The following is an 18980-nucleotide window of genomic DNA, read 5'->3' as shown; positions in this document are numbered from 1 at the left end:
GATGGTCCGCACCGGCGTGCGCGCCGAGCTGTCGACCGCCGACGACCTCGAGGTCGTCGGCGAGGCCGCGGACGTCGCGGGCGCCGTCGCGGCCGTGGGCCGGTTGCGCCCCGACGTCGTGCTGCTGGACGTCCACCTGCCCGCCGGCCCGGACGAGAACCCCGCCCCCGGTGCGGGATCCGGTGGGGCGCAGGTGCTGGCGCGGTGCGCGGACCTGCTGGCCGCCGACCCTCCGGTGCGGTTCCTCGCGCTGTCGGTGTCCGACGCCGCGGACGACGTCATCGCCGTGATCCGCCGCGGCGCCCGCGGGTACGTGACGAAGTCGATCAGCGGGGACGACCTGGCCGCCGCCGTCCGGCGGGTCGCCGACGGTGACGCCGTCTTCTCGCCCCGCCTGGCCGGTTTCGTCCTCGACGCCTTCGGGGCGGGGGCCGGCGAGGTCGCCGCGGCCGACGACGAGCTGGACCGCCTGTCGGCGCGCGAGCGGGAGGTCATGCGCCTCATCGCCCGCGGCTACGCCTACAAGGAGGTGGCCAAGGAGCTGTTCATCTCGGTCAAGACGGTCGAGACGCACGTGTCCGCGGTGCTGCGCAAGCTACAGCTGTCCAACCGCAACGAGCTGACCCGCTGGGCCGCCGCCCGCCGCCTCCTCTGACCCCCTCCCCCCACCGTTCCCACCTCTCCCCCGCCCCTGCCCCGCGCGGAAAACACTCTTTCCGCCCTTCAGGGCGCGATCTGAGGGCGGAAAGAGTGTTTTCCGCCGTCCCGCAGCGCCGGGTGGGGGCTGGTCGCGTTGACCCCGGGGCCGCCGCGTCCCTACCCTTTGGACCGGTCCACCAGCGTCCCCCGCCACCGTCCTGAGAGGACAGAGATGTCCCAGCCCGTCCGCTTCGCGCTCCTCGGCACCGGCCGCATCGGCCAGGTCCACGCGGCCTCGATCCACCGCAGCCCGGACGCGGTCCTCACCGTCGCGGCCGACGCGATCGTCGCCGGGGCGGAGCGGACGGTGGCCCAGTACGGCGGCCGCGCGACCGCCGACCCGTACGAGGCGATCACCGCCGCCGACGTCGACGCCGTCGTCATCGCCTCCCCCACGCCGACGCACGTCGACCTCCTCGCCGCCGCGCTCGAGGCGGGCAAGGCCGTGTTGTGCGAGAAGCCGATCGACCTCGACATCACCCGCGTCGACGCCGTCCGCGACCGCGCCCGGACTGCCACGACGCCCGTCGTCCTGGGCTTCAACCGCCGCTTCGACCCGCACTTCGCCGAACTGCGCCGCCGGGTGCAGGCCGGCGAGGTCGGTCGCCTGGAGCACCTGGCCATCACGAGCCGCGACCCCGAGGCCCCGCCCGCCGAGTACGTCCGCGTCTCGGGCGGGATCTTCCGGGACATGGCGATCCACGACTTCGACATGGCCCGGTCCTTCGTCCCGGACATCGTGTCCGTCACGGCCGTGGGCCTGCGGCAGTTCGACGCCGGCATCGCCGACGCGGGCGACTTCGACGCGGCCGTGACGACGCTCGTCGGGGCCGGCGGTGAGTCGATCACCATCACGAACTCCCGGCACAGCGCCTACGGCTACGACCAGCGGATCGAGGCGTTCGGTGCCGACGGTCTGCTGGAGGTCGACAACGTGACCCCGACCCTCGTCCGGTCCTCGACGGCGACGGCGAGTTCCACGGGTGAGCCGTACCGCCGGTTCTTCCTCGAGCGCTACCGCGAGGCCTACGAGCTCGAGCTCGCGGCCTTCGTCGCGGCCGTCCGCGGCGACCTCGCCCCGGGGGTGCCGGGGTTCGAGGACGGCCGGGCAGCGCTGCTGCTGGCCGACGCCGCGCAGACCTCGGCCCTGGAGGGGCGGACGGTCGCGGTCGACCTCGGCTGACCTCGTCCGCGACGACGAAGGCCCCCACCCGGCAGCGCCGGACGGGGGCCTTCGTGCTGTGCGGTCAGTCGTTCACGGGCGCGGGGGACGCGGGCGACGTGCCCTGGGCGGGGACGGCCACCGCGTCCGCACCGGCCTCCTCGTCCACGTCGGCCGCGGCCGTGCTCGACAGCGGAACCTCGGGGAGGAAGAACGCGATGACCGTGCCGAGCAGGAACATCGGGACGAGCCAGACGAACATCGGCACGAGCGAGTCGGCGTAGGCGTTCACCACCCGGTCGGCGACGTCGGCGGGCAGAGACGCGACCAGCGACGGCGTGAGGCTCGACGAACTCTCGACAGAACCCCCGAGGGCGCCGCCGAGACGGTCGGTGAGCCGACTGGAGAACACCGTCCCGAGGACGGCCGTCCCGACCGTGACACCGAGTTCGCGGAACAGGTTGTTCGAACTGGTCGCCGTCCCGATCTCGCGGGGGCTGACGGCGTTCTGCACCGCGAGCACGATGATCTGCATGAACAGGCCGAGGCCGGCACCGAGGATCCCGACGTACAGGCCCACGAGCACGAGAGAGGTCGAGACCGTCAGCGTCGAGAGCAGGAACATCGCCACGGCGGCGGTGAACGTCCCGGCGATCGGGAGGACCTTGTAGCGTCCCGTCCTCGTCACGGCCGCACCGGAGGCCAGGCTCGTCACGAGGAGGCCGGCGACCATCGGGAGCAGCAGCAACCCGGACTCGGTCGCGTCGACGCCGTAGACCATCTGCAGGTACGTCGGCAGGTAGGCCAGCGCCCCCATCATCCCGGCACCGACGACGAGCCCGAGCAGGGTCGTCACGACGAACGTGCGGTTGCGGAAGAACCGCATCGGGATGACGGGTTCGGACGCACGGCGCTCGACGAGGACGAAGGCGACGGCGGCCACGACCGTTCCGACGACCAGACCCACGACGGTCGGCGAACCCCACGCGTACTGCGTTCCGCCCCAGCTCATGACGAGGACGAGACCGGTGCTGGCGAGGGCCAGCAACGCCATGCCCGCGTAGTCGATGGACGCGGTGCCGTGCCGCCGGGGTAGGTGGATGGTGAGCGCGGCCACAGCCAGCGCGACGATGCCGAGGGGCAGGTTGATCCAGAAGACCCAGCGCCAGTCGACGGAGTCGGTGAGCCAGCCCCCGAGCAGCGGACCGGCGACGGCGGACACGCCGAACACCGCCCCGATGGGTGCCATGAACTTCGCCCGGTCCCGGGCCGGGACGACGTCGGCGATGATCGTCTGCGACATGATCATCAGCCCGGAACCGCCGAGGCCCTGCAGGAACCGGAACCCGACGAACTCCACCATGGACTGCGAGAAACCCGCCAACGCCGACCCCAGCAGGAACAGCGCGATGGCGACGATGAACAGCCGCTTGCGGCCGACGAGGTCACCGACCTTGCCGTAGACGGGCATGGCCACGGTGATGGCGAGCGTGTAGGCCGTGATGGCCCAGCTCATGTGCTCGAGCCCGTGGAGCTCCCCGACGATCGTGGGCAGCGCCGTACCGACGATCGTCTGGTCGAGGGAGGCGAGCAGCATGACGAGCATGAGGCTGGCGAAGATCCAGCCGATGCGGGGTTTCGCGGCGAGGGGTTCTGCGGCGAGGGGTTCCGCGGTGGTGCTCACAGGGTCCTCCGGTCGGTGGTGGTGAGGGTGCGCAGCGCGGCCCAGGCCGCGCGCGTGGAGGTGAGGGGGTCCGGTTGCAGACCGGTGATCCAGCTCGTCCCGCTGACGCGGGCGAGGGCTCCGGCAACGGCGGCGATCGTCCGCGCCGTGAACTCGTCCACCTCACCCCGCGCCGTGACGGCGGCGGCGAGGGCCTCCTCGCTGGCGGCGATCCGGGCCAGCAGCCCGGGCAGGAGTTCAGGGGACGCGTCGACGAGGCGCATGACCTGCAGCACGCGGTCGCGGTCCGGGGCGTCGCTCTGGGCCTGGGCGACGAAGAGCTGTTCGACGGCGTCGAGGAGCGGCGCCGTGGAGGCGGTGAACTCCTCCAGTGCGCCGGGCCGCCAGGCCATCGCGTCGTGGAAGAGGGCCTCGTCCTTCGTCGCGAAGTAGTTGAAGAAGGTGCGGCGGGAGATGCCGGCCCGTTCGGCGATGTCGTCGACCGTGACCTGGTCCCAGCCGCGGTCCAGCGCGAGGTCCAGGGCGGCCGCGGCGACGGCGGCCGTCGTCTCGGCCCGCCGCCGGTCCCGCAGGGAAGGGGGAGCGTCGTTCACGCTTCAAGTTTGCACTGAGTGCAGACTCTGCGTCAAGTGCAACCATGGAACGCCCAGCGGAGGGCGTCCGGGAGCAGCACCCCGGCGTGCTGCGGGCTGTGTCCCCCGTCCCCGACGACCAGCCGCACGTCCTGCCCGGACTCGGCGAGCGCCGCCGCGACCCGCAGGTTCTCCGCGAACCAGTTGTCGTGGGACCGGTTCCAGCCGAGGTCGCGGTGCGCGGCCTGCAGGAACCACCGGACGGGCCGACGGGCACCCGCCGCCAGCAGCCGCGGGTACGGGTTGCCGCCCGGCATCTGCGCGAAGCTCGACAGGAAGCACACGGCCTGACCGAACCGGTCCGGGCGGTGCCAGGCGGCCGTGAAGGCCGCGTTCCCGCCGCTGCTGCCGCCCACGACGACCGTCCGCGCCGGGTCGTCCGTCAGGCGGTGCTCCCGCCCGACCCGCGCCAGCACCTCCTCGACCAGGAAGGTCGCGTACCGGTCGTCGTCGGCGTCGTACTCGACGTTGCGGTGCTTCGGACCGGGGCCCGCGAGGACCCCCGGGTCCACGAACACCCCGATCGTCGGCGGCACGGCTCCCGCAGCCACGAGGTTGTCCAGGACGACGCCCCCGCGGACCTCACCGTCGGGGTCCAGGTACCACCAGCCGTCGTTGAACACCGCGACGGCCGCCGGTTCACGCGGGTCGAGCCGCGCCGGGACGTGCGTCCACACCGTCCGGGTCGTGCCCGGGTAGACGTCGCTCGCGTCCAGCTGCCACGCGGTGGTCCGACCCTGCGGGACACCGGGGCGGGGCGAGGAGTCGGGGCCGTGGGCGTAGCGCACGTCGGACAGGTCCAGCGGGAGCGGGCGGTACGGGACGGTCACCGGTCGACCCTGGCACCGGGGGCGGGTGGCGTCGACGGGATTCCGTCGCGTGCGGGGACGACGCACCGGCCCGCGGCCGGGGTCATCCGCCCTCGTCGCGGCGGCCGCTACCGGGGGGCGAGGTGGCGCGAGGCCCGGGCGTAGGCGGGGAGGGCGCAAGCCAGGACCACGAGGTGCATCAGCACCAGCGCGACGACCGCCGGCACGTTCGTCCCGGGGATGAAGCGCAGCGCGAGCAGCAGGACGTCGGGCACGAACGAGGCGAGCGCCACGACCGGGACGAGCCGGCGCAGCCTGCGCCGGGGGTCCGCGGCACGGCGGTGGACCGCGAGCCAGCCGAACCAGCCGATCACCACGCCCGCGACGGCGAGCGTCGCGTGCGCCGGGAGCATCAGCGGGCCGTAGGACGGCGGCGCTCCGGCGGCGACGGCCGCCTGGGCGATGAGCGCGTCGACCCCGACGGCCACGACGGCCGCGAGGCCGAGGGTGAGCGCGGCGCGAGGTCGGGTGCGTGGGGTGGGGCGGGTCGTCGGCAACGCGGACATCGTCAGTCCTGGCCCGGGGCGCGGTGGCCCCGTGGCCGGCGCCGGTCGATCCCGCGCAGCCCGTAACGGTACCGGACGGTACCGTTAGTGCGTGAGACTACCTCTCGGGGCGAACGGGGACAATGGCTCCATGCCGCCGTCCGAGGTCTCCGGAACCACCGGGAGGCCTCGGGACCCCGCGGTCGAACTCCGGATCCTCACCGCGACGCAGGACCTCCTCGCGGACCACGGGTACCCGGGGACGACGATCGCCGCCGTCGCCGCGCGGGCGCGGTGCAGCAAGGCGGCGATCTACCGCCGGTGGACCACGAAACCCGAACTCGTCGTCGCCGCCGTCCGCGCCGCCCAGCACGTCCCGGAACCCCCGGACACGGGTGACCTCCGTGAGGACCTGCTGGCGGCCGCGATGCACTTCGCCGAGTCCGAGGACCGTTCCGGCGTGCTGCTGGCCAGCGTGCTGAGCGAGATCGGCCGCGACCCGGAGTTGTACGAGGCCGCGCACCGCGTGGTGGGCGGACCCCCGGTCGCCGTCCTGGTCGCCGTCATCGAGCGGTGGATCGCCCGGGGAGTGGTTCCGCCGCACGTGCACGTCCGGCTCCTCGCCGACGTCGTCCCGACGGCCGCGTTCGGCAGCGTGGTCCTGCGCAAGCGGGCACTGGACCCGTCGACGGTCGAGGAACTGGTGGACTTCGTCCTCCTCCCGGCCCTCACCGCCCCCGGTGTCCGCTGACCCCAGGTCGTCAGTGCCCCGCACGGTCGCGCACCGGTCGTCGGCACGGCCCCCCAAGCCACGGGGTCGTCCACGACGACGCCACCGCGGGGTGCGTGACGTTCCCGCACCCCGTCGACCGCCCGGAGTGCCGGGACGCACCGCACCGGCGCGTGCGGTGCGTTCTCAGCCGCGAGGATCCTCCGGCTGCGGGGCGTCCGCGACGACCGCGGGTCCGTCACCCGCGCCGCGCCCTCCTCGACCACGACGCCGTCCGTTCCGCGCCCGACGGCACCCCGCTCGCCCACGGGTCCGCCGACATCCGGCGACGACACGGGAACGGGATCTCCTCGGGCGACAGGGCCTCCCACACCGCGGCGATCCCGGCCAGGGCGGCGCCGCGGTCGGTGTGGCCTACTCGTCCCCCGCCCGTCGTGCGAACCAGTCGGCGTACTCCGTCGTCCGGGCCAGGTGCCGGGTGAGGTCCGGAGAACCGTCGTCCCACCACACCGGCCCGCGCTCCCCCAGCTCGTGCTTGGCCGCGTCGACGCGGGCCCGGGCCGCTTCGCGTCCCGCGTCGTCCGCCGCGTCGCGCTTGGCCCGGCGGGCGGCCATGAGCTCGTCGACGAGTTCCTGGCGACGGTCCTCGGGCAGGTCGGGGTTCGACCTCCGCCACAACCTGCCCCGGACCACCAGGTAGCGACCGTCCGGGGTCACGAGGGGTTCGGCCACGGACCGATCCACCTCGCGCCCATCCCGGGACGCGCGTCGGCTCAACCCGCCGCGGCACCCGGTTCAGAACCGCCGACCTCGACCGCCGTGGATCGGAAGACCCCTCCCGGCACTCCGAGGTCGGAGAAGTCGCGCCAGCCGAGCGGGTAGCGGCCGGACAGGACGACGTCGTTCGCCGGGAAGTCGCCGTCGCCCCACCGCAGTTCCCCCTCCAGCCGGGTCCCCTCGTGGATGCGGAAGGCGCGATCCCGGGTCGTCGCCGCGGACGAGGGTTCGCGCCAGAGGCCAGCGACGTTCGTCAGCATGATCGCGACGCCGTTCTGCGTACTCGTGGACGTCGCCTCGAGGCGTGCGACGTCTCGCACGAAGTGCAGGCGGGCCAGATCGGTGGCGGCGTGGTCCTTGAGGTGGAACTCCTCGCCGGCCACCTGCGCCTGGAGGCGGGACGTGAAGTACTTGAGTTCGATCGACGTGGCCGACGGACCCCGAGGGTCCACGACGAGGACGTCGACGTGGGTGGACCGTTCCGCCCGCACCGGGACCTCCAACCGCACACGCCAGTCCGGACGGGCACGGGCGATGAGGGCAGCCAGACTGTGCTGGAAGTCCGCCTCCGAGTGGAAGACGGGTCGCTCGGTCGCCAGGTCCGCGAGCAACTGGTCGAGTGGCAGTCCGCCGGCGATGAGAGTCACACCGGCAGCCTCCCGCTGGATCGCCGAGGGGAGAACCCGGCGAGTGTCGCGAGCGGCCGGTCCCCCCGCCGGGAACCGGCCGTCGCGGAGCGGTCAGTGCACAGGCGTCCGGGGCCCGGGGACGACCGGCGGGCGCCGCACGAGCAGCGACAACCCCAGCGCCACGAGCGAGATGACCCCTCCCCACACGAAGGCGCCCTGGACGCCGTTCGCGACGGCGTGCAGCTGGTCGGTCCCCGCCGCGAGGCTGTCGGCCGACCGCGTGGACAGGACCGTGACGAACAGCGCCGTCCCCGCCGCGCCGGCGAGCTGCTGCACCGTTCCGACCGTGGCCGAGCCGTGCGCGTACAACTCGGCGCGCAGGGAACCCAGCGCCGATGTGAACAGCGGCGTGAACATGAACGCGAGGCCGATGCTGAGGAGCGTGTGGACGACGACGACCATGCCCGCGGGAGTTCCCGGGTGCAGCGTCGTCAGCAACCACAGGGCCCCGCTGACGAGGACGGCACCCGGTGTCACCAGCGGCCGGGGGCCGTAACGGTCGAACAGCCGGCCGACGACGGGCGACAGGATCCCCATGGTGGCCCCGCCCGGCAGCAGCAGCAGACCGGTCTCCAGGGAGCCGAGCTGCAACACCGTCTGCAGGAAGATCGGCAGCACGATGAGGGTCCCGAACAGGCCCATGAAACTCGTGACGAGCACGACCGTCGACACGGTGAAGGAACGGTTCGCGAACACCCGCAGGTCCATGAGCGGAGTCGAGGTGCGGGTCAGGCGGAGCTGGCGCACGACGAACGTCGCGAGCGCGGCGACCCCGACGAGGACGGGGATCCACGGCGCGACGGGGGCGTGTCCGCTCGCGGACTCCCCGATGCTCGACAACCCGTAGATGAGCCCGCCGAAACCGACGGCGGACAACGCGAGGGAGAGGACGTCCAGGCGTGCGGGCCGGGGCGTCGTGACGTTGCGCACCTTCCAGGCGCCGGCGCCGAGCGCCAGGAGCGCGATGGGCAGCACGATGATGAACATCCACCGCCAGGACAACGAGTTCAGGATGATCCCCGAGATCGTCGGGCCGATGGCCGGCGCGACGGAGATGACGACGGAGATCAACCCCATGGTCCGGCCACGGCTGGCGGCGGGCACGAGGGTCAGGGCCGTCGTCATGAGCAGGGGCATCATGACCGCCGTCCCGCTGGCCTGGACGATGCGCCCGACGAGGAGCACACCGAAACCGGGGGCGACGGCGGCGATGGCGGTGCCGAGGCTGAACAACCCCATGGCGGCGACGAACACCTGACGCAGCTGGAACCGCTGCATGATGAAACCCGTCGCGGGGATCACGACGGCCATGGTGAGCATGAACCCCGTCGTCAGCCACTGACCGGTGGCGGCCGTGATGCCGAGATCGGCCATGAGCCGCGGCAACGCCACACCCATGATCGTCTCGTTGAGGATGACGACGAAGGCGGAGACCAGCAGGAGCCCGATGACGGTGGCGTCACCGGGCGCGAGGCGGTCGCGCTCACCGGGGTCGGCGGGAGCGGCGGCGGGCGGGGCGGACGCGACGGGCTGCAGGGCCGCGTCCTCGTTCGTGGACATGGGTGAGGACTCCTCGTGGTGGTGACAGTCACAACCCTAATGGCAGTCACTGCCAACTCGACAGTCGTTATCCTCATTCCGTGACCACGACGCCCCCCGGCACGGACCTGCGCGAGCGGCGTCGCCTCGCGACGCAGGCCGAGATCGAGCAGGTCGCCCTGGACCTCTTCGCCCGCAACGGCTCCGAGCGCACGACGGTCGACGACATCGCCGCGGCGGCCGGGGTCTCCCCCCGCACCTTCTTCCGCTACTTCGCCACCAAGGAGGACGCGGCCCTCGGCGCCAACCGCGCCTTCGACGCCGCACTGGCCCGGCGCCTGGAGGAGCGCGTCGGGGCCTCGACGTCCCTCGCCGACCTCGAGGACTGCATCGCCGACGTGCTGGCGGCGTTGTCCGCCGAGGCCGGCTCGATCGAGCGGATGCTGCGCGTGCGGTGCCTCGTCATCGAGGACGCCGGCCTGCGCGGGGCCCTCCTGCGCCTGGACGCCGAGCAGACCGTGGCCTTCTTCGCCCGCGTCGCGGCCGCCACCGGCGCGAGCACCGTGGACCTGCGCACCCGCGTCGTCGCCGAGACCCTCGGCGCCGGACTGCGGGCCGCGCTGGACGACTGGGCCGCCCGCCGTGAGCAGGGCGAGGACGCCGACCTCGTCGCCACCTACCGCCGCACCTGCGGCGTCCTGCGCGACGTCACCACGGCCTGACCCGCCACCTGAGCCCGCGCGGAAAACACTCTTTCCGCCCTCAGAACGCGTGTTCCGAGGGCGGAAAGAGTGTTTTCCGCGCGGGGGTCGGGGGGGGTGGGGACGACCCGTGACGGGTGGTCGTCAGAGGGTGAAGGCGGCGGTGAGCTCCTGGAGCCGGGAGGCGGCGCGGGACACCTCGGCGGCCGTGGTGGCCGTCTGCTGCGCTCCACTCGTCGTCTGCCCCGCGGCCGAGGCCACCCCCGAGATGTTCAGGGCGATCTCCTGCGACCCGGCGGACACCTCTCCGACGTTGCGGACCATCTCGCCCGTCGTCGCCGACTGCTCCTCGACGGCCGCGGCGATGGTCGCCTGCAGGGCGTCGATGCGGGTGATGACGTCCCCGATCCCGTCGATCGCGGCGGCGGCCTCCCGCACGTCGGTCTGCGTGGCGCCCACGCGGGCGGTGATCGACTCGGTGGCGCGGGCGGTCTGCCCCGCCAGCTCCTTGACCTCGCCGGCGACGACGGCGAACCCCTTGCCCATCTCCCCGGCCCGCGCGGCCTCGATCGTCGCGTTGAGCGCGAGCAGGTTCGTCTGCTCGGCGATGGAGGTGATGAGCTTGACGACGTCGCCGATCTCCCGGCTGGACGCCGACAGGCGCTGCAGGATCTGGCCCGCCCCCTCGGCGGCCGCGACGGCCGAGGCCGCCGTCGCCGACGCGTCGGCCGTCGAGGTCGCGATCTCCCCGATGGCGGAGGTCATCTGCTCGCCGGCCGCGGCCACGGTCCCGATGTTGGCGCTGATCTCCTCGGCCGCGGCCGACACGACCTGCGCCTGGGCCGCGGACTCCTCGGCCCCGGCGGAGAGCTGGGTGGCGACGGCGGACAGCTCCTCGCTCGACCCGGCGAGGACCTGGGCGGTCGCGGTGATCTCGGTCATCGTCGAGGACAGGGTGTCCAGGGTCTCGTCGACCGCACGCGACAGCTGCCCGATCTCGTCGCCGGCGGCGTACCCGACGCGCTGGTCCAGCCGACCCTGCGCCAGCCCGCGGACCACCGCGGCCGTGCGACCCAGGGGCCGGGTGATGGAGCGGGCGACGAGGACCGCGACGACCGTGGCCACCAGCAGGGCGACGATCCCCAGCCCGATGAGCGCCCACAGCGCCTGGCGGTAGCGCGTGGCCCCGAGGTCGGAGGTGCGGTTCGCGTTGTCCACCTCCGCCTTCTGGATCCGGTCGAGGGTGGTGTTCATGCGGGCGGCCAGCGGCAGCAGGTCGCGCTCGCGGACGGTCTGGAAGCCCTGGACGTCGCCGTTCTGGGCGGCCGTGACGCCCGGTCCGCGCAACTGCCGGAACGACGCGAGGTCCGCCTGGAAGGAGTCACGGTCGGCCTGCGTCGAGACCGGGAAAGTGTCGAGGTAGCCCTTCCAGTTCTGGTCGAGCGTCGCGTCGTCCGCCGCCATCGCGGTCTGCGCGCTCGCGCGGCCCGCGGCGTCCGTCGCCAGCCCCAGCGAGGTGAGGTCGAGCCGGGTCTGGGCGACGCCGTACTTCACGAGACCGCTGTACTTCACGCCCGGCACGACGACCTCGGACATCGACGAGACCGTCGCCTGCGAGGAGTGCAGGACCTGCAGTCCGAGGCCGATCGCTGCCACCAGCAGCAGGCAGACGGTGCCGAAGCCCAGCGCGAGCTTGCGGCTGACGGAGAGGTTGCGGAGACGTGTGGCCATGCACAAGGTTTCGGACCGACCCGGGGGAAGTTGAGGCCGCAACCATTACGGTACCGAGAGTTCCCTCGTCCGGCTGCTGGACGGGCGCTCCAGGGTGCGCTCCGACCGAGACGGTGCATCATCCGCGCTCAGAGCGAGGCGCCCCCGCACACGACGACGGACTGCCCCGTCACCGACCTCCCCGCCGGCCCCAGGAGGAACCCGACGAGCTCGGCGACGTCCCCCGGATCGACGAGGGCGCCGAGCGGCGGGACCCTCACGGGGGTGCCGGCGCGGCCGGGGTCGTGCGTCATGGCGGTCTCGGTGGGCCCGGGGGCCACGACGTTCACCGTGATGCGGCGCGGGGCGAGCTCCTGCGCCCAGCTGCGGGACAGTCCGGTCAGCGCGGGCGTCGGTGTCCGCGTAGCACTGCAACGCGGTGGCGACGTCCTGGACCGTGACGGGCGACCCGTCGGAGTAGCAGGCCTCCGGACGCAGCCGGACCGTCCACCGCGTCGGCTCGGTCAGCTCGAAGCTCTCCGCGAGGACCAGCGCGGGTTCCACGTCGGTGCCGATCTCCGTGAGGGCCTGGCGGACCGCGCGCTGCACGGTGACGGCCGCGTCGAACTGGTTGAGCTTGTTGTCGAGGCTGACCAGGGACCGGTTGAGCGCCAGCGTGAGGGTGTCCGGGCCGGGGGCGCCGGTGGGACCGGCACAGGCCGTGAGCCCGCCCAGACCGCCGCCGGCGAGGCCGAGGCCCGCCCCACCGGCGAGCAGCGTGCGGCGGCTGAGCGGAGAGCGACCGGGTGGTCGGGGTGGCGCGGCGGTCATCGGTGACCCCTCATCTCGGCGGGACGGGCGGGCTCGTCCTGTGCGGCTGGTGATCGGGTGCTGGTCGGTCTGCGGGCGCCGGTGCCGGGGGTGCCGGACGGCGTCGTCCGACGAGCACTGTGCCACCACTGCTCGAAACACGCAACGATCTGGCGCGAAACGCGCAGGCTGTGGAAGCATGGCCGACGAAGCGGCACCAGAGAGCCACGAGGAGGTGACCCGTGCCCGCGCCCTCCACCGTTCCCCCCGCCCCGACGAGCACTGCTCTGCGCCGTGTGGTGGCCGACGACCTCTCCGGGGCCGCCGAGGTCGCGGGCACCCTGCTCGCCCGTGGCCGGGACTGCGAGGTCGTCCTCGACGGCCGCGCCGTCACCCCCGCGCACGACGGCCTCACCACCGTCGTCGACACCGACCACCGGGCGGTCGACCCCGCGTCGGCCCGCAGCGCCGTCCGGGCCGCCTCGGCGGCCGCGGCCGGGCCCACGCTCGTCGTCGTCAAGCTGGACTCGCTGTGGCGCGGCAACGTCACGGCCACCGTGGAAGCCCTGCACGACAGCGGCTTCCAGGTCGTCGTGGCGGGCGCGCTGCCGTCGCTGGGCCGGACCGTGCGCGAGGGGCGGCCCTTCGTCGGGGACGTCCCGCTCGCCGACACCGCACTCTGGGCCCTCGAACCGCACCCCGCGCCGCGAGCCGTGGCGGACCTGCTGGACGGGCTGCTGGACGGGCCGGTCAGCACCGTCCCCCTCGCCGTCCTGCGCGCCGGCTGGGCACTCGGCGGGCAGGAGCTGTCGGTGCTCGACGGGGAGACCGACGCGGACCTGCGGGCGGCCGCGACCGTCGCCGTGGACGCCGTGGTCAGCGGCCGTCGCGTGGCCCTCGTCGGCAGCGCCGCCCTCGTCGCCGCCGTCGCCGACACCACCTCCGCGCCACCCTCGGGCACCTCCGCGCCCGCCGTGGCCCTCGGCCACCGGCCGGTGGTCCTGGCCGTCGGCAGCGGCTCGGCCGCAGCGACTGCGCAGACCGCGCACCTGCGCGCAGCCGCCCTCGTGGACGAGCACACCCACCTGCTGACGATCGACCCGGCGGAGCCGGTCGCCGACCTCGCCCGTCGCGTCGGGCGGACGCACCCCGCCGCCGACCTCGTCCTCACGGGCGGTCAGACCGCCCGCGCCGTCCTCGACCACCTCGGCGTGCGCCGGCTGCGGCCCGTCGCCCAGCCCGAGCACGGCATCGTCGTCAGCCTGACCGACGACGGTCGCCTCGTCGCCACCAAACCCGGCAGCTTCGGGCAGGACCCGACGCTCACCGACCTCGTCCGGCTGCTGCGCGCTCTGCGCAGCGGCGTCCCCACCGCACCCCAGGAGATCCCGTGACCCCCTCGACCGCCGTCATCGACGCCCGGCCCACGATCGCCGTCACGATGGGCGACGGCGCCGGGGTCGGCCCCGAGGTCACCGTCGGAGCCCTCCTCGACCCCGCCGCCTACCGGGACGGGCGCCCCGTCGTCGTCGGGGACGCCGGGCGGCTGCGCCAGGCCGCACGGGCCCTGGGCGTCGAGGCGGACGTGGTGGTCGTCGAGGACGTCGCCGCCGCCGAGTTCACCCCCGGCCGCATCAACGTCGTCGACCCGGGTCTGCTGCCCGCGGACCTGCCGTGGGGCGAACTGTCCGCGCAGGCCGGTCACGCCGCCCACGAGTACGTGCGCATCGCCTGCGAGCTCGCGATGGCCGGTGAGGTCCAGGCCATCTGCACCGCACCCCTCAACAAGGCCGCACTGCACGCGGCCGGTCACCTCTACCCGGGGCACACCGAACTGCTGGCGCACTTCTGCGGCGTCGAGGAGGTGTCGATGATGCTGACGACTCCCCGCATCAAGGTCATCCACGTCACGACCCACATCGGGCTCCTCGACGCGGTCGCGCGCATCGAACCCGGCCTCGTCGAGCGGACCATCCGTCGCGGTGCCGAGGCGCTGCGGCGCGCGGGGAACCCGAACCCCCGCATCGGCGTCTGCGCCATCAACCCGCACGCCGGGGAGAACGGGCTGTTCGGGTACGGCGAGGAGGCCGAGAAGATCACCCCGGGCGTCGAGGCCGCGCAGGCGGCAGGCGTCGACGCGGTCGGCCCGCTGCCCGCGGACACGGCGTTCTTCCTCGGCGGTCGCGGTGACTACGATCTGATCGTCGCGATGTACCACGACCAGGGCCACGGCCCCGTGAAGGTGCTCGGGATCGAGGCCGGGGTCAACATCACCGTGGGGTTGCCCGTCATCCGCACGTCGGTCGACCACGGCACGGCGTTCGACATCGCGGGAACCGGACGGGTGGAGGTCGGCAGCATGGTCGAGGCGTTGCGGCAGGCCACGGAACTCGCGGGTGCGCCCGCCCCGGCGGGGGCGTGACCCGGGCGTGAGCGAACCCGCCACCGCGTCGGGGACCGAGGCTCGCCGCCGGGAGATCCTGCACCTGGCCAGCACCTCCGGACTGGCCAGCGTCGAGGAGCTCTCGGCACGGCTCGGCGTGACGGCGTCCACGATCCGCCGCGACCTCGCGCGGTTGCGGGACGAGGGCCTCATCACCCGCACCTACGGCGGTGCCGCCCCCTCGATCGCGCACCCCGAGCAGTCGCTGCGGCAGCGCACCGGGGAGGCGTTCGAGGCCAAGCGCGGCATCGCCCGCTGGGCCGCAGGCCAGGTCCGGCCCGGTGAGACCGTGATGCTCGACGCGGGGACGACCGTCGGCGCCCTCGCCCACGAACTCCGCCGGTGCGCCCCGCTCACCGTCGTCACGACGGGCCTCACCGTCCTGGACGAACTCGCCGACGCCGACGACGTCGAGGTCGTCTCGCTCGGAGGTTCCCTGCGCCACCTCAGCCAGGGTTTCGTCGGGCCCCTCACCGAGGCCGCCCTCGAGCGCGTCACCGCTGACGCCGTGTTCCTCGGCGCCGACGGGGTGAGCGCCGAGGACGGGATCTGCGAGGCCGACCAGCAGCAGACCCGCCTGAAGGAACTCATGGCCCGACGCGCCGACCGCGTGCACGTCCTCGCCCACGCGGCCAAGCTCAGCCGCCGCCCGTTCCACGCGTGGGCGCCGATGCCCGCCGGGTGGACCCTCGTCACCGACGCGGGTGCCGACCCCTCCGCCCTCGCCCCGTTCCACGCGGCGGGGGTGCGGGTCGTGGTGACCGGGGCGGACGGCGCCGAGGTCCCCTGAGCGGGCACGTCCGCGCTGTCCCGCACCGCGGCCGGGACACCGGTGCCACGTCTGGTCCGACCCCCGCGCGGGGTCCCGGGTCCTGCCGCACCGTCACCACCCGTGGTGGGAGGACGCAGGGACCGCGGGTGTCAGTACGTCTCCGCCGTCACCGGCCACAGCACCCCGACGAGCCACTGCGCCAGCAGCACCAGCACGACGAGGACGAGCACCAGCAACGGCCCCAGCACGCGCAGGTCCCTCACGTGGTCCCCTCCCGACTCACCCCTGACGCCGGGGATCCTCCACCACGTCCCGCCAGGAGTGCTGCGGCTCGAACCCGAGCAGGTCGCGGGCCTTGTCGATGCAGTAGAACGTCTCGTCGCGCCCCATCTCGCGCCGCACCTCGACGCCGCCGTAGAACGTGTCGATGACCTCCTGGGTCGTCGCCGCGACCGACATGTCGGCGTTCGCGACGTTGAACACCTGGAACCCGAGACCGTCGGTCTGCATGGCCTTGAGCGTCGCCTGCCCGAGGTCGCGGGTGTCGATGTAGGCGAAGACGTTGCGGCGCCGCAGCGACGGGTCCTGCAGGAACGGCGGGAACTTCTCGGCGTACTCGTGGGGTTCGATGACGTTGTTGATGCGGAACCCGTAGACGTCCGCCCCGGTGCGGGCCTGGAACGACCGCGAGACCACCTCGCCGGCCACCTTGGACATCGCGTAGGAGTCCTCCGGCACGACGGGGTGCTCCTCGTCGACGGGGACGTAGAGGGGTTTGCGCTCCCCCTGGGCGAAGCAGATCCCGTACGTCGTCTCCGAGGAGGCGAACACCACCTTGCGGATGCCGAGGCGTGTCGCCGCCTCCAGCACGTTGTAGTGCGCACGGATGTTCGTCTCGAACGTCGTCGCGTCCGGGGCCCGCAGGATCGTAGGGATGGCGGCGAAGTGGACGACGGCGTCGTAGGCCGAACCCCCGGGCGTCCGCGCCGGACCGTCGAGGTCCGCGGTCGTGGGCATCCCCGCCAGCGCCGAGTACACCTGACCGGTGTCGGTGAGGTCCACGTGCAGGTCCGTGACGTCGGGGTGGCCCAGCGGGGTGAGGTCGGCGTTCGTGACGTGGTGCCCCTGGGAGGCCAGGTAGGGCGCGACGTGGTGGCCCGCCTTGCCGCTGCCGCCGGTGAAGAAGATGCGCATGCGACCAGCCAACCACCACCGCCGGAGTTCGCCAGGCCAGAGCGGCGGGACTACGGTCGCCCCGTGGACGCAGCCCCTCTCCGACTCGGCGTCGTCGGCACGGGATTCCGGACCGGGCTGTTCCTGGACCTCGCCGCCCGGGTCCCGCACCTCGTCGAGGTGACGGGCGTCCTGGGCCGCAGCCACGCCTCCGCCGAGGCCGCGGTCGCCGGCCGCGGGGTGCGCGCCGCCGACGACCTGACCGGGCTGCTGGGGACCTCACCGGAACTCGTCCTCGTGGCGGTGCCCGTCGCCGCGGCCCCGGCGGTCGTCACGGAACTCGTGGCCCACGGCGCGCGGGTCCTCACCGAGACGCCGCCGGCTCCCGACCTCGACGGGCTGCGGGCGCTGTGGGCCGCGGTCGGCGCCACCGGCCGCGTCCAGGTCGCCGAGCAGTACCTGCTGTTCCCCCACACCGCGGCCCGGCTGCAGGTCGCGCGGGACGGCCTCCTCGGGGACGTGACGTCGGTCCAGGTCTCCTCCACCCAGACGTACCACGCGACGTCGGTGCTCCGGGGTTTCCTCGGGGTGGGCGCCCAGACGGCCCGAGTCGTCGCGACCGCCACCACCACCCCGCTGGCGGACCCCGTCGCCCGCCCGGGCTGGACCGGCGACCCGGCCCCGCGGCCGCAGACCACGACGGTGGCGACGGTCGACTTCGGGGACGGGCGCACTGGGCTCTACGACTTCACGCAGACGCAGACGCGGAACCCGTTGCGCACGCGCCGGTTGGTGGTGCGCGGCAGCCTGGGGGAACTCGTCGAGGACCGGGTCGTGCGGCTGGCGGACGCGACGACCGTCCTCACGTCGTCGCTGGAACGCCGGCAGACCGGGCACCAGCAGGACGTCCAGGGGCTCGACCTGGACCAGATCTCCTTCGAGGGGCGGGTGGTGTTCCGCAACCCCTTCGTCGGGTCGCGGCTCTCGGACGAGGAGGTCGCGCTCGCCACGCTGCTGGTGCAGGCGCGGGACTGGGCCCGCGGCGCAGGGCCGGAGCCCTACGCGTTGGCCGCCGCCGCGCAGGACCACCTGCTCGGCCTCGCGATCACCGAGGCCGCGCGCACGGGGCAGCCGGTCACGACGACGCGCGAGGCGTGGGCGGACGCGGTCGCGTGAGGGCTGTCGTCCTGGGGGTGAACGGGATGACGGGCCGCGCCGTCGCCACGGAACTCGTCGAGGCGGGCCACCAGGTCGTGGGGACCGGCCGCTCCGGGGAGCGGTTCCCCGCCGCGCTGCGCGAGCGCGGGGTGGAGTTCCTGCGTTCGGACCGCGACGACCCGGCTCAGGTCCGCGCCGCGCTCGGGCCGGGGGCGGACGTGGTCGTCGACGTCGTCGCCTACACGGCGGCGCACGCCCGCAGCGTCCTGGCCGTCTCCGCGGGCATCGGGTCGGTCGTCGTCCTGTCGAGCAAGGCGGTGTACGTCGACGCCCTCGGGCGCCACTCCAACAGCGACGACCCACCGGACTTCGGGAGGCCCGTCGTCGAGGGGAACCCCGTCCTCGCCGCGGACTTCTCGGGGGAGTACGCCTCCCGCGAGGGTTACGGGCCCCACAAGGTGGCGGTGGAAGAGGTGTACCGGTCCGCCGACGTCCCGGTGTCGGTGCTGCGCCCCTCCCGCGTCCACGGCCCGGGAGCGGCGGAACCGCGGGAGGCGTGGGTCCTGGACCGGGTCCTGGCAGGCCGGCGGGTGTTCCGGCTGCCCCACGCCGCGGACGCCGGGAACCACCCGACGGCCGCGGCGAACCTCGCGCGCCTGGTGCTGCGGTGCACGGAACGTCCGGCGCACCGTGTGCTGAACTCCGCCGACCCGGGAAACCCCACCGCGGCCGAGGTCGTGGGTGCGGTCGCCGCGGCCGCGGGGATCGAGGTGGAGGTCGTCGACGACCCCGACGGCGAGCCGTCGCCGTGGAGTTCGTGGCCGCCCTTCTTCCTCGACACGAGCGCGGCCGAGGCCCTCGGGTACCGGCCGGTCGCGACCCACCGGGAAACGGTCGGCGCGTGCGTGGACGAGCTGCTCGCCCGGCGGGCGGCGACGTCCTGACGG

The 18980-nt window shown here is 73.8% G+C and carries 18 protein-coding genes and 2 pseudogenes; 9 read left to right on the top strand and 11 right to left on the bottom strand.

What is annotated here, in order from left to right:
* The first annotated feature begins 1 nt into the window (after window position 1).
* Together AB0637_RS04635 and AB0637_RS04630 are read left to right on the top strand one after the other, a co-directional pair.
* Window positions 2-655, top strand: coding sequence for a response regulator transcription factor (locus tag AB0637_RS04635; protein ID WP_366170044.1), 654 nt, complete (start codon window positions 2-4; stop codon window positions 653-655).
* Window positions 656-871: 216 nt separating this feature from the next.
* Window positions 872-1882 carry a Gfo/Idh/MocA family oxidoreductase gene (locus AB0637_RS04630; protein WP_366169992.1) on the top strand — a complete coding sequence of 337 codons (1011 nt, stop codon included), beginning with the start codon at window positions 872-874 and terminating at the stop codon, window positions 1880-1882.
* A 64-nt stretch (window positions 1883-1946) separates the two neighbouring features.
* On the opposite strand, the gene AB0637_RS04625 is transcribed toward AB0637_RS04630, so the two are convergent.
* The 4 genes from AB0637_RS04625 to AB0637_RS04610 form a co-directional block, all read right to left on the bottom strand.
* On the bottom strand, window positions 1947-3545 hold the full coding sequence (locus tag AB0637_RS04625; protein WP_366169991.1) for an MDR family MFS transporter: 1599 nt from the start codon (window positions 3543-3545) through the stop codon (window positions 1947-1949).
* Window positions 3542-4138 carry a helix-turn-helix domain-containing protein gene (locus AB0637_RS04620; RefSeq protein ID WP_366169990.1) on the bottom strand — a complete coding sequence of 199 codons (597 nt, stop codon included), beginning with the start codon at window positions 4136-4138 and terminating at the stop codon, window positions 3542-3544. Before AB0637_RS04620 ends, AB0637_RS04625 begins: the two co-directional genes overlap by 4 nt.
* Window positions 4139-4170: 32 nt before the next feature.
* Window positions 4171-5007, bottom strand: a complete 837-nt coding sequence (locus AB0637_RS04615) for an alpha/beta hydrolase-fold protein (protein WP_366169989.1) — start codon at window positions 5005-5007, stop codon at window positions 4171-4173.
* A gap of 107 nt (window positions 5008-5114) precedes the next feature.
* Window positions 5115-5552: a DUF6069 family protein gene (locus tag AB0637_RS04610; RefSeq protein WP_366169988.1), complete on the bottom strand. Its 438-nt coding sequence runs from the start codon at window positions 5550-5552 to the stop codon at window positions 5115-5117.
* A gap of 130 nt (window positions 5553-5682) precedes the next feature.
* Here AB0637_RS04610 and AB0637_RS04605 point away from each other — a divergent pair, with 130 nt between their 5' ends.
* Window positions 5683-6282 carry a TetR/AcrR family transcriptional regulator gene (locus tag AB0637_RS04605; RefSeq protein ID WP_366169987.1) on the top strand — a complete coding sequence of 200 codons (600 nt, stop codon included), beginning with the start codon at window positions 5683-5685 and terminating at the stop codon, window positions 6280-6282.
* Window positions 6283-6675: 393 nt separating this feature from the next.
* Here AB0637_RS04605 and AB0637_RS04600 read toward each other — a convergent pair whose 3' ends face one another.
* From AB0637_RS04600 to AB0637_RS04590, 3 genes are all read right to left on the bottom strand, one after another.
* Window positions 6676-6993, bottom strand: coding sequence for a hypothetical protein (locus tag AB0637_RS04600; RefSeq protein WP_366169986.1), 318 nt, complete (start codon window positions 6991-6993; stop codon window positions 6676-6678).
* 41 nt (window positions 6994-7034) lie between these two features.
* Entirely contained in the window at window positions 7035-7685 is a 651-nt protein-coding gene (locus AB0637_RS04595) for a hypothetical protein (RefSeq protein ID WP_366169985.1), read from the bottom strand.
* A gap of 93 nt (window positions 7686-7778) precedes the next feature.
* Window positions 7779-9287, bottom strand: coding sequence for an MDR family MFS transporter (locus AB0637_RS04590; RefSeq protein ID WP_366169984.1), 1509 nt, complete (start codon window positions 9285-9287; stop codon window positions 7779-7781).
* An 80-nt stretch (window positions 9288-9367) separates the two neighbouring features.
* Here AB0637_RS04590 and AB0637_RS04585 point away from each other — a divergent pair, with 80 nt between their 5' ends.
* Window positions 9368-9988, top strand: coding sequence for a TetR family transcriptional regulator (locus tag AB0637_RS04585; RefSeq protein ID WP_366169983.1), 621 nt, complete (start codon window positions 9368-9370; stop codon window positions 9986-9988).
* 123 nt (window positions 9989-10111) lie between these two features.
* On the opposite strand, the gene AB0637_RS04580 is transcribed toward AB0637_RS04585, so the two are convergent.
* The 3 genes and pseudogenes from AB0637_RS04580 to AB0637_RS04570 form a co-directional block, all read right to left on the bottom strand.
* Window positions 10112-11698, bottom strand: a complete 1587-nt coding sequence (locus AB0637_RS04580) for a methyl-accepting chemotaxis protein (RefSeq protein WP_366169982.1) — start codon at window positions 11696-11698, stop codon at window positions 10112-10114.
* Window positions 11699-11826: 128 nt separating this feature from the next.
* Window positions 11827-12108 (bottom strand): annotated as a pseudogene (locus AB0637_RS04575) (SDR family oxidoreductase); the annotation flags it as partial.
* Window positions 12101-12508: pseudogene (locus AB0637_RS04570) on the bottom strand (ABC transporter substrate-binding protein); the annotation flags it as partial. The pseudogenes AB0637_RS04570 and AB0637_RS04575, both read right to left, overlap by 8 nt.
* Window positions 12509-12729: 221 nt before the next feature.
* On the opposite strand from AB0637_RS04570, the gene AB0637_RS04565 reads away from it, so the two are divergent.
* From AB0637_RS04565 to AB0637_RS04555, 3 genes are read left to right on the top strand one after another with little or no spacing between them, the layout of a single operon-like run.
* Window positions 12730-13881 (top strand): four-carbon acid sugar kinase family protein, encoded by a 1152-nt coding sequence (locus AB0637_RS04565; protein WP_366169981.1) that lies wholly within the window; start codon window positions 12730-12732, stop codon window positions 13879-13881.
* Entirely contained in the window at window positions 13878-14909 is a 1032-nt protein-coding gene (gene pdxA, locus AB0637_RS04560; RefSeq protein ID WP_366169980.1) for a 4-hydroxythreonine-4-phosphate dehydrogenase PdxA, read from the top strand. The genes AB0637_RS04565 and pdxA overlap by 4 nt, the downstream gene beginning before the upstream one ends.
* 7 nt (window positions 14910-14916) lie before the next feature.
* Entirely contained in the window at window positions 14917-15720 is an 804-nt protein-coding gene (locus AB0637_RS04555; protein WP_366169979.1) for a DeoR/GlpR family DNA-binding transcription regulator, read from the top strand.
* 261 nt (window positions 15721-15981) lie between these two features.
* On the opposite strand, the gene AB0637_RS04550 is transcribed toward AB0637_RS04555, so the two are convergent.
* Entirely contained in the window at window positions 15982-16896 is a 915-nt protein-coding gene (locus tag AB0637_RS04550; RefSeq protein WP_366169978.1) for an NAD(P)-dependent oxidoreductase, read from the bottom strand.
* A 63-nt stretch (window positions 16897-16959) separates the two neighbouring features.
* Between AB0637_RS04550 and AB0637_RS04545 the strand changes: the two genes are divergently transcribed.
* On the top strand, window positions 16960-18051 hold the full coding sequence (locus AB0637_RS04545) for a Gfo/Idh/MocA family oxidoreductase (RefSeq protein ID WP_366169977.1): 1092 nt from the start codon (window positions 16960-16962) through the stop codon (window positions 18049-18051).
* On the top strand, window positions 18048-18977 hold the full coding sequence (locus AB0637_RS04540) for an NAD-dependent epimerase/dehydratase family protein (RefSeq protein WP_366169976.1): 930 nt from the start codon (window positions 18048-18050) through the stop codon (window positions 18975-18977). The genes AB0637_RS04545 and AB0637_RS04540 overlap by 4 nt, the downstream gene beginning before the upstream one ends.
* Window positions 18978-18980: the final 3 nt, after the last annotated feature.

Origin of the sequence: Kineococcus sp. NPDC059986 (genome assembly GCF_040702905.1) — a bacterium.
GTDB lineage: Bacteria > Actinomycetota > Actinomycetes > Actinomycetales > Kineococcaceae > Kineococcus.
The sequence above is the reverse complement of the archived record's forward strand: the minus strand, read 5'-3'. Positions and strand labels throughout refer to the sequence as shown.